Raw genomic sequence first — 16,355 nt, forward strand, 5'->3', positions numbered from 1 at the left:
GTTCGAATCCCGTACGGGTCATTTTTAAAAGACTATCCTTTGAGATAGTCTTTTTTTGTCATATGACTAGTAAATTGGATGATGTTATTCTTGTAAAAAGGCAAAGTGGTCCGATTCTTTGAATAATCGAGCCGTTTTACATTAAAACCTAATTAAAACAACAAAGCCTGAAGGATCTATCCTTCAGGCTTTTTCAATTTGATTTCGATGGTGCTTGTCATGACCAAGAAAGTCTTCAAGGTATTCTCTTAATGTAAATCGGTGTTCTCCTACCGTAAAAGAATGTTCAATTTCATTATCTTCTAATGATTCTATATAAGCGATGACGGATTTACGTGTTTTCACACTCTCATCAATCAGTTCCTGTTGTGTCACAACCTCATGTGCATAGTTTTCCGCTGCCTGGTTGAATGGTTGAAACTCAGGAAAAGGAGTGAATGCTGCTTCGTTATGCAATCTTGAGTAAATCTCTTTTAATGAATACTGATCCCATTTCATAATGTGAGAAACAATAGCAGCAAGGGACCATTTCTCATCCTGTATGGGTGAGAACCATTTTTCTTCCTTAACCTCATTTAACTGTTCCAGCCAATTTACAAACTCTTCATGATGTGTCACTATTTCTACTTTATTCATAAAGTCCTCCATTAATCTGATTTACTTTCTATATTCGGGAAATGATTAAGGATCTCCTTTGTTATAACCCAAGCCTTATAACATAAAAAAACAGGCACGGCCATTGATGGCCGTGCCTGTTTCTACCGTAAGAACCTGCTATATTAGTTAATAGACAGCAAGTTAACCTCTTTTCGCCCCTTTTCCGCCACGTCGAGATTCGGTGTTTTTCTTTAAAGATGATAGGCGTTCTTCACTGTCTTTCATGAAACGCGCCATCTTTTGTTCGAAACTCTCTTTTGTACGTGTGTCATTTTGTTTATTGTTGCTACGTGGGCGTTGAGGACGCTGAGGGCGCTGTGAACGTTGTGGTGGTTGCTCTTTCGCTTTTCGGATAGATAAACCGATTTTCCCATCTTTCTCAACATTAATTACTTTTACTGTTACTTCGTCGCCAACTTTAAGGTGTTCGTTGATATCCTTAACATAGTTGTCTGCAACTTCACTAATGTGAACTAAACCTGTTGAACCTTCCGATAATTCCACGAACGCTCCGAAATTTGTGATACCTGTTACCTTACCCTGTAACTTGCTGCCTACTTCGATTGACATAAAAGAAATGCTCCTCCTTAAAATTATAAAAGATAAACCTTATTATATATTATAGCCAATTAAAAAAAAGAGTGTCAATAAGACACCTCTTCTTCTTTCTCTTTATCTGGCTCTGGAATGTTAAAAATAATTTCTCCATCGTCAGACAAAAAGTAGTCTCGACGCGCTAGTTTAGCTATATACTCATCATCGTTAAGCTTCACAATCTCCTCTTCTAGGGCAGATTGCTTATCTTTTAGGTGTTCTAACTTTTTTTCTAATTGTGCTTTTTCAGCACGTTTATCTTCTAAAACCTGGGTCCTGGAAATGAGAGTTGACACTAAAAATCCACTAATTGCCAATACTAATACAAAAAATAATGATAATCTACGGACCAAACGTTTTTTTCTCTTAGAAGATGAATGATGGATATGCTCCTGATGTCGAACATATTCATTTTCCATAGATGTTACGTTTTTTCTCATTTCCAAACCTCCTTTACACGTTGAAATGGTATTTGGGTGCAGCTCCTATTCTTCAGGAGGCTTTTTCCACCGTTTTACCACTCTATATATCTTTTTGATATACTTCCTTAAAATTCCTGCCATTTTATTATATAACTTCTCGACTCTTTTTGTAATATTTTTCGGCAATAAATTCCATATTATCTTACAAACCCACCATATTGGAGCAGTTACGAGCTTAAGAGACCAGATAATGATTTTATACACTACCTTAAACAAAAAGAGTATGATCGATAATAGACCCTTTCCTATCCCCATTAAAATAGTAACGAGGAGTAGCACTATCCATTTTATCGGCGAATAAATGAGTTTTTTTACCATTTTCACTCCAAAATTATAAAGTGAAATAAAAAATTGAATCATACGCTCTAAAAAAAGGAGGTACTGCTGCTTGATTAAAGCCTGATAGCCAGCAAATCCACATAATAATGCAACAAATATATAGAACCGGATATCCCCAAAATTCACAACAAACAAAATATAAAATATGGATAGAGCTTGAAAAATCCAAAATAAAATGTCATTTAAAAACACAAGCCATTTTTTTCTTTCAGAACGATTTAAGAATCGATTATACGTATCGAGTGTCGCACCAAATAATGCTCCCATCCCAATCATGGAAAGCATGGTATAAAACTGAGTGGTGAGCGTCATCGAAACAGTTTGCTAAAGAAGCCTTTAGCCTTCTCCCCACTGTGCTCATCCAGGTAGACCAGATCGAACACCTTTCCTTTAATGGAAACAATGCCCTTGTCTACATCTAAATTTTTCATTTGGAGATTTTGACCTCTGACAGATAAAAACCCCATGACAGTTTCTAGTAAAAATTCTTCGTTATCAAAGCTTTCTACTTGTTTGACACCTGTAATATCGAGTAGCTTTCTTCCTCTCATCATTACATCATGCTCTTGATACGTCACTTTATCTTTATTTCCATCATAATATTGGTTCATCCTCATCCCTCACATTCCAATAGTACAAGCTTTGTAACTATATGTATGTGAAATCGAGAAAAATAGAACCAATTTAGATAGTACTTAATATGTAATGTCTATTCTGTTTCTTCTTGAATTCGTTCTTCAGAAAGGACAGAATAAAGTCCACTGGCTTCATCTTTTTTGGTTGTTTCAATAAGCCTTTCTACCTTTACCCTCATAATCTTTTGTCCAAACCTTACACTTAATTCGTCTCCCACTTTTACATTTGAGCTTGCTTTAGCTTGCAACCCATTTACTGAAATACGACCTTGATCAGCAATTTCTTTCGCAAGGGTTCTTCGTTTTATTAATCTTGAAACTTTTAAAAATTTATCTAATCTCATGGATACCATTCTATAAAATCTCCTTACTTTATATTCTTCTTCTTTGCTTCGTTCCAATAATCATCCAGTTCTTCGAGCGTATAATCTTCAAAGCTTTTACCTGATAGCTGAACTTGTTCCTCTACGTAGGAAAAGCGGCGATAGAATTTCGTGTTTGTCATAGCAAGTGCTTCTTCTGGAAACACTTTATAAAATCGAGCCACATTCACAAGAGCGAAAAGGATGTCTCCAAATTCTTCCTTTATCTTCTTTTCACTATTATTCTCGACTTCCCTTTCAAATTCCTTTAATTCTTCCCACACCTTTTCCCGGGCACCTTTGGCATCTGTCCAATCAAAGCCCACTTTAGAAGCATTTTTCTGATATTCATAAGCTTTCAATAAAGCCGGCATTCCCTTTGCCACATTCTTTAGCATTGGTTCGAGATCATTCTGGTTTTTTTCTTGCTTTTTTATTTGATCCCAATTTGCTTTTACCTGCTCTGAGTTTTCAACCTCAACAGTGCCAAATACATGTGGGTGTCTACGGACCATTTTGGAGGCAGTGCTTTCTATGACTTCCTCCATAGTAAACATCCCTTCATCTTCTCCGATTTGGGCATGTAGCATGATTTGTAAGAGTACATCTCCTAATTCCTCAATCATATGGTCGATATCATCTTCATCAATAGCTTCTAACAACTCATAGGTTTCCTCTAATAAATACTTTTTCAACGATTGATGAGATTGTTCCTTATCCCACGGACACCCATTCGGTCCTCTTAAAGTCGTAATGATCTCTCTTAAAGTGGCATATTGTTTATACGTGGTCTCCATTTTATTCGCCGCTGGAACATATAGACTTGTAAGGTTACTTAGATTCGCCGCGCGATCAAGTTCAACTAAAGGAACGTGCTCAACCTTTTCGTCCTTACTTCCGGCAGCCGTTACTAATGCTACTTCATAATCATATGGATAGAGCTCCATTAACGTAAGCTTCACCTCAGAAGCAATGAACCCATCGTATACTTGACCAATAATGAGCTGTTGGTTCATGCGAATGTCCTGTACTTTTAGGCTTGTTCCATCTAAAAGCTGAAAGCCATCAATAGGATCAGCACCAACAGAAGCAAACAAGGCATCAATAAAGCTCTGTCCTCCACCAATTTCCACTTTGATTCTTCCATCCTTTTGAAGGTCTAATAGCATTTGTACGGTTTTTTCCGCTACTAATGGGTGACCAGGTACAGCATAAACAATGGAATGTATTTGAACTTCTGAAACGAGTTCTTTTACGATTTCCTCATAGACATGATCAAATTGGTCATGCTTCTCATAAATTTCATCAAAGGAACGAAACGCCACTCCCTCTTCTACAAGGTCTCTTACAACTGGATGTTCCTTTGTTCTTAATAACAAGCTTGTACTATTTTTAATTTGACGATATACACCTAATGGCAGCTGTTCCAAATCTCCTGCACCTAGTCCTACAATCGTAATCGTATGCATAATAGTCTCCTTTTACGTTTCATTCTTTTTTTGAATTTTGTTCATAAGCCAGACCCATTTAGTCCCAAAAGGCAGAAAGCTGATTTCGTCTTTAGATAAAACATTGCCTCGTAAGAAGATAACTAAAAATATGACTCCTCCAAGTAAAACGCCACCTAATGAAAAAATGACAGAAAGCTCTCTTTCAGGCATTCCTTTTGATAAAAGTGTATCATAAAGCTGTAAAAATCCCTGCAACACGATTGTCATGATCCCTCCGCTTAAGAGCATCGTTCTATAAAAAGACACCTCTATAATACGAAGGGGAAATAGACGGCGTAATTTTATGATCATCAAACCAGCTATCACCGCTAAGGAAACAATGGTCGCTAAAGATGCACCCATGGTCCCCATGACAGGAACCAATAATGTATTCCCAATATATTTCAATACTATTCCTATAATGATGCTTAAAGCCGGGTAATAAATATTCCCAATTCCTTGAAAGATACCAGAAAAGGTGAGAATCAGACAACTAAAGAAAATAGAAATACAAAATACGGCAATTACTCCTGAACCCAGGGAGTTTTCAAATAACATGGTATTCGTAGGTACTATAAGATTGATAATACCTAGTGTTGCAGCAAACCCAATGGCAATACTAATTTTCAAGGATAACTGACTATACTCCCTAACCAAGGACTGATTTTTATTCATAAAAGCACTCGTCACTAATGGAACAATCGTTAATGATATGGATGTAGCCACAACGGTCCCCAGTTGTACGAAAGGCTGACCCCGGTCATAAATCCCCTTCCATTTCTTCGCCACTTCCCCTTCCATTCCAGAAGACGTAAGCAGTGCATACAAATTTAAAGAATCGACAAATTGCAGAAGGACTAATAACATTGCACTAACACAAACGGCCGTACCATTTTTCAGCAACCGCAACCAAACCTGTTTACTATCTTTCCTTAGTGTCAAAGCTTGTAATGAGAATAATTTTTCCTTATGGGCTGCCAAAAAGAAAAATAATACGAACACTCCCCCAATTCCACCGGTAATCGATCCGAACAATGCACCATTTCCTGTTATGTACAAAGAGTATCCTTGAGATATTAAAAGGGTAGAAAAAAAAAGTATTGTCGTTACTCTTATGGTTTGTTCAACGACTTGTGACACAGCAGTAGGTACCATGTTTTCCTTTCCTTGGTAGTATCCTCTCATGACAGATAAGGGCGCTAACAATAAGAAAGATAAAGATATAACTTGAATCAAAGGGGTCAGGAGTGGATCTCCCATCCAGCCTGCTATGAACTCAGCTCCAAAATACACTCCTATAAACCAAATGAAACCGACCGTACTTAAGAATAAAAAGGAGGTAAGAGCGACTCTTTTCGCTCCCTCTTCATCCTGTTCTTCAAGCTTTTCTGCAACCATCTTCGAGATAATCACCGGGAATCCATAAGTAGATAATGCAATAGCAATACCATAAAAGGGATACACTTGCTGATATATATAAAACCCAACATCCCCAACAATATTTTGAAACGGAACACGATATACTGCACTTAAAATCTTCGTGATTAAAGCGGCAATCGTTAATACCATGGCCCCTTTCAAAAACTGGTTGGAGGAATATTTCTTACTCAACGAGTTTTCCTGCCTTTCTATGTGAATGACTTTCACTTCACAAATAGAGAATAATTTAGATTATGTACTCGTCATTTTATCATATAAAAAGCACTTTCCTTAAAGATTGTGGTTTTAAAACAAGAGGTTTTTTCAAGATGTATGTGCCAAATAGTGAGGGGAACTGCTCTACTATTTTGGGATAATTGGTTTAGAAAAGCTGATTTTCAATTCATAACTAATCATTCTGAAAATAACCTAAAAAAAGAAGAGTGGCAAAAGATGCCACTCCTTTAACAACTATTGTTCCATTTGTCTTGCTAAAAAGCCAGCTGCCGTTTCTACTGCTTTTTGTTCTACTTCGCCTACTGTGCGATCTTTTGAAAAGATCGCTACTGCTCCAATTGGATCACCATTTGCTACAATCGGTGCAATCGTGTAGGAAGCTAAATCTTCATCATGTCCATCAACAAGCTCTGCTTGTCCTTGTTGAGTGTGTAATAGAGACGTGCGGTCATCCATTACTTTCTCTACTAGTTCACTGATGTTCTTATTTAAATATTCTTTCTTTGAAGCGCCAGAGATGGCAATGACCGAATCTCTATCACAAATTAAAACGGCACTTCCTAAACTGTCGTATAAGGCTTCACCATATTCCTTTGCAAAATCCCCAAGCTCACTTATAGGAGAGTATTTCTTTAAGATGACTTCCCCGTCACGATCAACGAAGATTTCTAGAGGGTCTCCTTCACGAATCCTTAATGTCCTGCGAATTTCTTTCGGAATGACAACACGCCCTAAATCATCAATACGACGAACAATACCAGTTGCTTTCATCTATAGTTGCCTCACTTTCATCAGATGATTTTTATAGCGATGTACTCTATCGGTTGTGAATACAACGCCATTATTGAGTTTAGTATCTTACATCTTAGAAGTTCTATACACATTGCGTAATTTTTTTCTGTAATTTCACTAAAATGCTAATGCAGGTTAACTTTTCCATTGTTGGCAGCTGCATAAATACTAATACCCCTATCATAGTAAAGTAAAACCATAAACGCGTTTACAGTTTAGTTACAAGATGATAACGAATAATAGGAAATGCTGTTATATTTATGAAATATATCGTTAATTTGGAATCATTCTTGTATCTTTCTGTTAATGAATGGGACAACTAGAATAAACTGTACCTCAAGATATGTTTTCTTCTGTTTTTAATGCCTGATCTAAATTCTTGATAATATCGTAGGCCATATGAAACCATTTTGACGTCTCCAAACGAGCAGTATTAATAGATATTTTTAGTTTAGAGCCTTCCATACCCAGTCCAACCGCACGACCATGCTTATTGCATAGATCAAAAACTTTAGATCCATCGATTTTTCCTGTTGACTCAGGAGACATGAAAATATTCACCATCTTCTTATCTTGCTTGATGGATTCTAGATTTGTATTCTTTGCGTAAATCTTCATTTCAGAAATTAAAAATAAAAAGCCAACTTCCTCTGGATACTCCCCAAAGCGATCTAACATTTCCTCTTCCAGCTCTTCTATTTCAGGTAGAGACGTCAGCGAACGGAAACGTTTATACATTTCAATCTTCTGATGGCCATCTTTTATATAGTCGTCAGGGATATAAGCATCTACTTCTACATCTACTTCAAAGGCAGAGGTCTCTTCCTTAGGCTGGTCTCCCTTTCGTTCTTCAATTGCTTCCTTCAGCATTTGAGAATATAAGTCGAACCCAACAGAGTCAATAAATCCATGCTGCTGGGCACCTAAGAGATTTCCGGCTCCACGAATTGTTAAATCACGCATTGCGATTTTAAAACCAGAGCCAAGCTCTGTAAACTCTTTAATAGCCTGTAATCTCTTCTCGGCGACTTCTGAAAGCACCTTATCCTTACGATAGGTAAAGTAAGAATAGGCAACCCGGTTTGAACGTCCTACCCGTCCTCTAAGCTGATACAGCTGAGATAATCCCATTCGGTCAGCATCAAAGACAATCAATGTATTTACGTTTGGAATATCAACGCCCGTTTCAATAATGGTAGTGGTCACTAAAACATCGTATTCACCTGACAGAAAGCCCAGAATAACGGATTCCAATTCATTCTCACTCATTTGTCCATGGGCGTAGGCTATCCTTGCCTCTGGAACAAGCATGGATATTTCGTCTGCTTTTCGTTCGATATCTTCTACTCGATTATAAAGAAAGTACACTTGACCATTACGAGCCATTTCTCTTTCAATCGCTTCTTTAATTAAGGCTCCGTTGTATTCCATTACATACGTCTGAACTGGAAAGCGATTTTCAGGAGGTGTCTCGATGACAGAAAGATCCCTTACCCCAAGCATAGACATATGTAGGGTACGTGGAATTGGTGTCGCTGTAAGCGTTAGAACATCAATATTCGTTTTTAACTGCTTGATCTTTTCTTTGTGTGTAACCCCAAATCGTTGTTCTTCATCAATGATAAGTAAACCGATTTCCCTATACTCTATATCCTTAGAGAGCAAGCGATGAGTACCAACGACTAAATCCACAGTGCCGGCTTTCAATCCCTTAATCGTTTCTTGTTGTTGCTTTCTCGTTCTGAAACGACTCAATAACCCAATTTCAATAGGGAAGTCTTGGAAACGTTCTTTAATGGTTTCAAAATGCTGTTGGGCTAGGATCGTGGTTGGTACCAGAATAGCCACTTGCTTCCCATCAGCTATCGCTTTAAACGCTGCACGAATGGCCACTTCTGTTTTCCCGTAACCAACATCTCCACAAAGTAAACGATCCATCGGCCGTTCTCTTTCCATATCCAGCTTTATTTCATTAATGGACCTCAGCTGATCGTCGGTTTCTTCATAAGGAAAGGCCATTTCAAAATCTCTCTGCATATCTCCATCTGGTGAAAACGCATGCCCTCTCGCTGCTTCGCGCTCTGCATACAGTTTGATTAGGTCATCTGCTATATCCTGAACGGAGGATTGCACTTTTGACTTAACCTTTTTCCATTCACTTCCACCTAATTTATATAGTTTTGGATCTTTGCTTTCTGAGGCTACATATTTCTGAATAAGCTCGATTTGATCAACAGGTACATAGAGTTTATCATTCCCTTGGTATTTCACATGAAGATAATCTTTATGGACTCCATTAATCTCTAGAGTTTCAATACCTAAATATTTTCCTATTCCGTGATTCACATGAACCACATAGTCGCCAACTTTAAGTTCAGAGTAATTTTTAATTCTTTCTGCATTTGAAAGCTTTTGTCTTCTCGGCTTTTTCTGGGTTTTCTTATTAAACAATTCTTCTTCTGTAATGACTGCTATCTTTTGAAGGGGGAGCTCAAAACCACTTGTTAAACTACCGTTAATCATTTGCACTTTATTAGGCAGTAATGTTTCCCCATCCTCTACAAAGGCGATCTCAATTTGATAATCGTCCAGTACTCGTTGAAGCTTTTTTACCCGTTCTTCATCAGGACCCAATAAGACAACCGTATAATTTCCTTTTTTCCAACGATCTAATTCCGCCTTTAACACATTCATCTGACCGTGGAAATTTTGCATGGGTTTAGATGCTATATTAAAAATGTTCTGGGGACTTGTATTTGGAATATGTCGCAAGAACAACGAGAAATAGACCTTTGTTAACCTGGTGTTCGCTACTAGCTTATTAAAGGAATGAGATACAGGTAGATCATGAATGATTTGTCCATCTTGAAGCAGGGAAGTATACCATTCGGCTTCTTCTGTTTCCAGCGACTCACTCATCTCCTGAACACGACTATATTCATCGAAGAATAAAACACCGTCCTTCGGTAAATAATCTAGCAAACTACTAGGAGTATCGTATGCGAGTGATAGGTACTTAAAGATTTGTTGTGGAATTTGACCATTTTCAAGCTGCTCTATTTCATGACCAATATATTCTGTAAGCTTTTCTTTCACTGCTGCCGCTTTTATTTTCTTCAAACTATTGGATAAGCCCGCTTCAATTTTATGAATCAGCCTTTCCGTATCTTCATAGTTCAATAAAACTTCTGTAGCAGGTCCTACTTCCATCGTTTCAAGCTTATCTATCGAGCGTTGGTCCTCAACAGAAAACGTTCGAATGGAATCAATCTCTGTATCAAACAACTCAATTCTTACGGGGTTTTGAGATGTTAAGGGGTACACATCTACAATACCTCCTCGGAGACTGAATTCACCAGGGGCACTAACCATCCCTGCACGTTGATATCCCATTTGAACCAATTGATTTAAAACCTCGTCTAAATCAATATCTTCACCATATGTAAACGTGATTTGGTTTTTTTCCCACATTGATTTTGGAGGAAGAATCTTTCTAAGTCCTGCTACTGGTGCGATGTACACACCCTTCATGTTATTAGCAAGCTTATTTAATACTTCAATTCTTTGGGATTTTAATTCTGGACTGGCAACACTTAGCTCCGCTGCAATGAGTTCATTTGCAGAATATAAATATACTTCATCTTCAGATAAAAACTGTGTTAGATCCTCGTAAATTTTCTGTGCTTGAAATAAATTATGTGTAACCACAATCGTGGATTTTTTAGTCTGAATATAAACATCCGCTATATAGGCTGAACGGGATGAACCAGATAATCCTGCTACAAGCTGTTCTGATAGTTGCTCCTCTACCCCTGCTATAAGGGTCTGAATTTCTTCACTTTTATGAACATGCTTTAAAATACCTTTCAAGAGTACGCTCCTCCCCTGTGGATCTTTCTATATATATGATTGAATTCTAGAGATATAAACAGAAAAATGCTTTGGTTCTTCACCAAAGCGTTGTTACTGGATAATATAATCTAGCTGGTGGTAATCTGGATTACGCTCAAGACTCTCTTGACAGTCTTCACAAATAGTCTGTACTTGTATATCCCCATTTTCTTGATAATGGACCATGTGTAATCGTTCTTCATCTGTTAACGTATTCAGTCCCAGCTGTTCAGAATGAACGGACATTTCGGAAATTCTTCCAACATTAACTCCACAATGTCGACAATGGTAGTGGATCGTCAAATTCATTACCTCCAAACACATTTATATACTTAGTATGAACCTGTTTGGGAGGACTTATTCATTCGGATTATTTTATGATGAGCGTTTTCCTGGGATTAATTAAATTTATTCATCACTTCTAGAAAAGGTTTATCAAACCACGTTTCACACGCTTCAACGCTTGTTGAAATCACCTGGTCCAAATCCCCTTGTTCTTCTTTGCTAAACTTGCCCAAAACGTAATCAGGAACACTCATCCCGTTTGTAGGACGATCAATCCCTACTCTGATTCGATTAAAATGCTGAGTGCCTAAATGAGCAATCGTTGATTTTATTCCATTATGCCCTCCAGCACTTCCCTTCTGTCTTAATCTTATCTTTCCAACAGGCAAATCTAAATCATCATAAATGACAAGGAGATCGTCTTCCTCTATATCAAAGTAGTCCATTAAAGGAACAATACTTTCTCCGGACAAATTCATATAAGTTAGAGGCTTTAATAAAACAATCTTCTCTCCCTTATAATGATAGGTACCGTAAACCCCTTTAAATTTGGATTGATTTAACTGTACTCCTAATCGCTCAGCAAGTGCATCTACGATAACAAACCCAATATTATGCCTTGTTTTCTCATATTGTGACCCTGGGTTTCCCAGTCCAACTATTAATTTCATTTCTTACACCTCATTCTAACCTTATACAACTAGAATAAACGGAAAAAGCGTAACCTGCAAAAGGTTACGCTAAAAAATTTTATTTTATTCTTCCTTAGACTCACTTTCTTCACTTGCTTCTGTTTCTCTACCTTCTTCATTTTCAGGAGTGCCCTCTTCTTGCTCTTCACCGGAATCAATCTCCTCTTCCTGTCTTGGGGCAAGTATTGAAGCAATCGTACGATCGTCTTCCTCATTAAGAGTAACACTGTATTTGTCTCGAATATCTCCAATTGTAACCGTATCCCCAACTTGAAGATTCGTAATGTCTACTTCAATGGCTTCTGGGAAGTCATTTGGCTTAGCTGTAACAGAAACTTCATGTAAAGGTTGCTGTAACACACCTCCATCTTTCACTCCCGGTGCTTCACCATTAAGTTCAATACGAACATCTGCATCAATTTCTTCTGACATATTTACTGCAAGAAAATCAATATGTGTAACAGCATCTTTTAGATGATCCTGTTGGTAATCACTTAAGATAACATTTTGTTTAGTTCCATCTACATTTAGAGAGATAATACCGTTTCTTCCTACCTCTCGAATCGTTTTAATAAACGTAATAGAATCTACTTCAATCGCTGTGTTCTCTGTTTTATAGCCGTACACAACTGCAGGAATATTCCCTTCTTGTCTAAGCTTTGTTAAAGATGAACGTTTAAAGTCTTTTCTCTTATTTGCTTTTAATTCAGTTGCCATGTTTGTTCCAACACCTTCCCTAATCGTTTTCGTTTAGTTAAGTTCTATATATAGTAATTACCCTATACACATAGGAAATAAACATGTGAATTCATTTTTTAGGCTCGTCGTATAAACTACAACGATCTTCTCTAAAATAACATGAGTTATTGCAATAGCTCTGTCAACTTGTGTGTGGTAGATGGTGAGGGAAACCGCTTCGCTTTCCGCGGACGTTCGACCGAGCCTCCTCAGCTACGCTTCCGGGGTCTCGGCACGCCCGTACTTCCGCAGGAGTCAACGCAGTTCCCCTCACCATCAATAAGTAAGTCCGTGACATAGCTTAAAGAAAAAATCTCCACTATACAAACTATAATCGGCCACTGCACACTTTGAAAAACTATGCTATCCATATTTTTGGCAATAAGAATGTAGGACCACAGAGTGGATTGTAGCGGAAGGCACTTGACTCCTGCGGGTGATAGAGGAAAGGTCGAGACCCCACAGACGGAACGTCGAGGAGGCTCGACTTCCTCCCCGCAGAAAGAAACGGCCAAATTTGTTCCTATCACTCATCTAGGTTTGCAAAACCAGCGGGTGTTACCCCACAACCTCACCACCCAACCCACGGTATGAGTCCTCAAAAAAAGAAGGACCTAGCTATGCTAGATCCTTCCCCATACGCTCAAACACAAATAGTAATTCTTAATCAAAAAGCGTGCTTACAGATTGTTGCTCATATACACGAATAATCGCTTCACTAATAAGTGGAGCTACTGAAAGCGGCTTAATTTTCTTAATCATCTTCTCTTCTGATAATGGAATAGAGTTTGTAACGATCAACTCTTTAATATTTGAATTATCTATACGTTCGATGGCCGGCCCCGAAAGTACAGGGTGTGTACAGCAAGCAAATACTTCCTTCGCACCATTTTCAACTAAAGCATTAGCAGCTAGCGTTATCGTTCCAGCTGTATCAATAATGTCATCGATTAGAATGGCTGTTTTCCCATCAATATTACCAACGATGTTCATAACTTCTGCCACGTTTGGTTTCGGACGACGCTTATCGATAATAGCAATTGGAGCTTTCAAACGTTCAGCAAGCTTACGTGCTCTTGTCACACCTCCGTGATCTGGAGAAACGATAACAAGATCTTCGTTATTGAAACCTTTTTCTTCAAAATAATCTGCAAGAATAGGTACACCCATCAGGTGATCAATTAGAATATCAAAGAATCCTTGGATTTGAGGAGCATGTAAATCCAACGTAATAACACGAGTTGCTCCAGCCGTTTCTAAAAGGTTTGCTACTAATTTAGCTGTAATCGGTTCACGAGCTCTTGCTTTACGATCCTGGCGGGCATAACCGTAATAAGGCATAACAATATTAATGGTTTTCGCTGAAGCACGTTTTAATGCATCAACCATAATCAATAATTCCATTAGGTTTTCATTTACAGGCTGACATGTTGACTGAATAACAAATACATCACAACCACGAATACTTTCTTCAATGTTGATTTGAATTTCACCGTCACTGAAACGTTTAACAGAAGACTTCCCTAATTCTACCCCTACTTCATCGGCAATTTCCTTGGCTAGGTGATAGTTTGAATTGAGGGAGAAAATTTTTAATTTAGAATTAGTATAAGAGTTTGGCATAGTGGGACCTCCAATTATTTCTTGTGATTTAGATTTTGAACATAGTTTTCTTTATTAACTTGGCGAGCTCTTGCAATAGACAGAGATTCACCAGGAACATCCTCAGTAATCGTCGAACCGGCAGCAATGTACGCACCTTTGCCAACGGTCACAGGTGCTACTAAATTCGAATTACATCCAACAAACACTCCATCTTCTATCTTCGTAAGATGCTTGTTTTTTCCATCATAATTGACTGTGATAGATCCACACCCAATATTGACGTCATTACCTACCTCTGCATCTCCTATATAGCTTAAATGAGATGCCTTACTTGCTTTGCCAAAAGTAGCTTTCTTAATTTCTACAAAATTTCCGATTTTCACTTCATCTTCGATATGAGAATCAGGACGAATATGTGCAAAAGGTCCAATTTGTACATCTGAACCTATGGAACTATCATGTGCAACGGATTGTTTTAAAATGGTTCTATCACCAATGCGGCAACCCTTTACTTCTGTATTAGGTCCAATAATGGAATCCTCACCAATGGAAGTATCCCCTTTAAGAACAGTCCCAGGAAGGATAACTGTATCTCTGCCAATCGTAATACCAGAATCAATATACGTATTGTTAGGGTCCGTTATCGTCACTCCATTTCTCATATGCTGTTCATTAATACGCTTCTTCATGGTCACTTCTGCTTGTGAAAGTGCTACACGATCATTTACACCTAAAGTTTCATCAAAATCACTTGTTTGGTATGCACTCACAATTTCGCCTTCAGATTGAAGAATTTCAATAACGTCTGGCAAGTAATACTCACCTTGTACATTGTCATTCGATACTTTCTTCAGGGCATCGAACAATGCTTTATTATCAAAACAATATGTTCCTGTATTAATTTCTTTTACTTTTCTTTCGTCAGCTGAAGCATCTTTATGCTCGACGATACGCTCAACTAATCCATTTTCGTTACGGATAATTCTACCATAACCATCAGGAGATTCAGTATGTCCAGTTAGAATGGTCGCTTTAGCACCCTGCTCTTCATGGTGCTTTACTAATGCTTCCATTGTTTCACCTTTAATAAGTGGAGTGTCACCACAAACAACCAATGTAGTTCCTTCTAAGTCTCCCAGGACATCTTCTGATTGCATGACAGCATGAGCAGTCCCTAACTGCTCTTCTTGAAGGGCAAAGTCACTTTTTCCTTCAAGATGAGATTTCACAAGCTCGGCACCGTGACCGATAATTGTTACTGTCTTCTCTATATGTAGCGTTGTAATTTGGTCGACCACATGTTCCACCATTGGCTTACCACACACAGGATGAAGAACTTTATATAATTTAGACTTCATTCTTGTTCCTTGTCCAGCAGCTAATATAACGGCATATCTATTTGTCATTTTTGGTCCTCCAATAACCTTTTTATCCATATCGAATATATCCTAAAAACACATTCATTTCAAGGATTCACAAAAAAGTACATATATTTGTCATTAGAAAAGGGGAGGGCTTTGGTCAGAGGTGGTAAGCATTAGATAAGCCGGTTTGATGTTGACTTGTTGTCTATCCCAAATTATTCAAATTCCCACACGGTATATTGAGAATTTCAAAAAACAGCTAATCATAAAACAAAAAAATAAAAATTCAAAAATAAGGTTTGGATTCTTATATAAGTAGGGTATAAAGAAAGCGGAAGTAGCGGAAGTAATGTTTCGTATGAACACAAAAAAAAGAGCCGTACTAAAAGTAGGCTCTTGTTGCGAAAGATTTTATTAGGAAGCCCCAGCTTCTTCTAATTCAACTTCTTCTAGTTCTCCAAGACGATGGTATTCTGCTAATACCGCATCTTGGATCTTCCCACGAGTACCCGAATTGATTGGGTGGGCAATGTCGCGGAATTCTCCATCAGGAGTGCGTTTACTTGGCATTGCTACAAATAAGCCATTGTTCCCATCAATAACGCGAATGTCATGAACAACAAATTCATTATCCAGCGTAATAGATGCGATAGCTCTCATTCGACCGTCGGTGTTTACTCGGCGTAATCTTACGTCTGTTACTTCCATTCTGTTCACCACCTTTTTCCCTAGATGAAATCTACTCTATGTATTCAACGAGAGAATTAGATATT

Annotated in this window: 16 protein-coding genes; all 16 read right to left on the reverse strand. The window is 38.0% G+C overall.

Annotated features, from left to right (window positions below; genetic code table 11):
* Positions 1–183 precede the first annotated feature (183 nt).
* The 16 genes from IQI_RS02220 to spoVG all read right to left on the reverse strand — a co-directional run bounded on the left by IQI_RS02220 (position 184) and on the right by spoVG (position 16,290).
* Complete coding sequence (locus IQI_RS02220) at positions 184–636, reverse strand: DinB family protein (RefSeq protein WP_064090886.1); 453 nt, start codon at positions 634–636, stop codon at positions 184–186.
* Positions 637–798: 162 nt separating this feature from the next.
* Positions 799–1,227 (reverse strand): S1 domain-containing RNA-binding protein, encoded by a 429-nt coding sequence (locus IQI_RS02225; RefSeq protein ID WP_064090887.1) that lies wholly within the window; start codon positions 1,225–1,227, stop codon positions 799–801.
* Between the two features lie 74 nt (positions 1,228–1,301).
* Complete coding sequence (locus IQI_RS02230) at positions 1,302–1,691, reverse strand: FtsB family cell division protein (protein WP_064090888.1); 390 nt, start codon at positions 1,689–1,691, stop codon at positions 1,302–1,304.
* A 45-nt stretch (positions 1,692–1,736) separates the two neighbouring features.
* On the reverse strand, positions 1,737–2,384 hold the full coding sequence (gene yabQ, locus IQI_RS02235; protein ID WP_064090889.1) for a spore cortex biosynthesis protein YabQ: 648 nt from the start codon (positions 2,382–2,384) through the stop codon (positions 1,737–1,739).
* Complete coding sequence (yabP, locus tag IQI_RS02240) at positions 2,381–2,683, reverse strand: sporulation protein YabP (RefSeq protein WP_064090890.1); 303 nt, start codon at positions 2,681–2,683, stop codon at positions 2,381–2,383. Before yabP ends, yabQ begins: the two co-directional genes overlap by 4 nt.
* A gap of 98 nt (positions 2,684–2,781) precedes the next feature.
* A complete protein-coding gene (locus tag IQI_RS02245; RefSeq protein ID WP_064090897.1) occupies positions 2,782–3,051 on the reverse strand; it encodes an RNA-binding S4 domain-containing protein in 270 nt (89 codons plus the stop codon).
* 23 nt (positions 3,052–3,074) lie between these two features.
* Positions 3,075–4,538 (reverse strand): bifunctional methyltransferase/pyrophosphohydrolase YabN, encoded by a 1,464-nt coding sequence (gene yabN, locus IQI_RS02250; RefSeq protein ID WP_064090891.1) that lies wholly within the window; start codon positions 4,536–4,538, stop codon positions 3,075–3,077.
* A gap of 12 nt (positions 4,539–4,550) precedes the next feature.
* Entirely contained in the window at positions 4,551–6,170 is a 1,620-nt protein-coding gene (locus IQI_RS02255) for a putative polysaccharide biosynthesis protein (RefSeq protein WP_231893370.1), read from the reverse strand.
* Between the two features lie 279 nt (positions 6,171–6,449).
* On the reverse strand, positions 6,450–6,986 hold the full coding sequence (gene spoVT / locus IQI_RS02260) for a stage V sporulation protein T (RefSeq protein ID WP_064090892.1): 537 nt from the start codon (positions 6,984–6,986) through the stop codon (positions 6,450–6,452).
* A 357-nt stretch (positions 6,987–7,343) separates the two neighbouring features.
* Positions 7,344–10,877, reverse strand: a complete 3,534-nt coding sequence (mfd, locus tag IQI_RS02265) for a transcription-repair coupling factor (protein ID WP_064090893.1) — start codon at positions 10,875–10,877, stop codon at positions 7,344–7,346.
* A gap of 93 nt (positions 10,878–10,970) precedes the next feature.
* Entirely contained in the window at positions 10,971–11,201 is a 231-nt protein-coding gene (locus IQI_RS02270) for an anti-sigma-F factor Fin family protein (protein ID WP_064090894.1), read from the reverse strand.
* Positions 11,202–11,296: 95 nt separating this feature from the next.
* The gene (pth, locus tag IQI_RS02275) at positions 11,297–11,854 is read right to left on the reverse strand and encodes an aminoacyl-tRNA hydrolase (protein ID WP_064091126.1); all 558 of its coding nucleotides are present in this window, start codon (positions 11,852–11,854) and stop codon (positions 11,297–11,299) included.
* Between the two features lie 84 nt (positions 11,855–11,938).
* Positions 11,939–12,592 (reverse strand): 50S ribosomal protein L25/general stress protein Ctc, encoded by a 654-nt coding sequence (locus IQI_RS02280; protein ID WP_064091127.1) that lies wholly within the window; start codon positions 12,590–12,592, stop codon positions 11,939–11,941.
* A gap of 684 nt (positions 12,593–13,276) precedes the next feature.
* Positions 13,277–14,236: a ribose-phosphate diphosphokinase gene (locus IQI_RS02285; RefSeq protein WP_064091128.1), complete on the reverse strand. Its 960-nt coding sequence runs from the start codon at positions 14,234–14,236 to the stop codon at positions 13,277–13,279.
* A 14-nt stretch (positions 14,237–14,250) separates the two neighbouring features.
* Entirely contained in the window at positions 14,251–15,624 is a 1,374-nt protein-coding gene (gene glmU / locus IQI_RS02290; RefSeq protein ID WP_064091151.1) for a bifunctional UDP-N-acetylglucosamine diphosphorylase/glucosamine-1-phosphate N-acetyltransferase GlmU, read from the reverse strand.
* Between the two features lie 372 nt (positions 15,625–15,996).
* Complete coding sequence (gene spoVG, locus IQI_RS02295) at positions 15,997–16,290, reverse strand: septation regulator SpoVG (RefSeq protein ID WP_032085215.1); 294 nt, start codon at positions 16,288–16,290, stop codon at positions 15,997–15,999.
* Positions 16,291–16,355: the final 65 nt, after the last annotated feature.

This window comes from Rossellomorea aquimaris TF-12 (assembly GCF_001648555.1).
Classification (GTDB): domain Bacteria; phylum Bacillota; class Bacilli; order Bacillales; family Bacillaceae_B; genus Rossellomorea; species Rossellomorea aquimaris.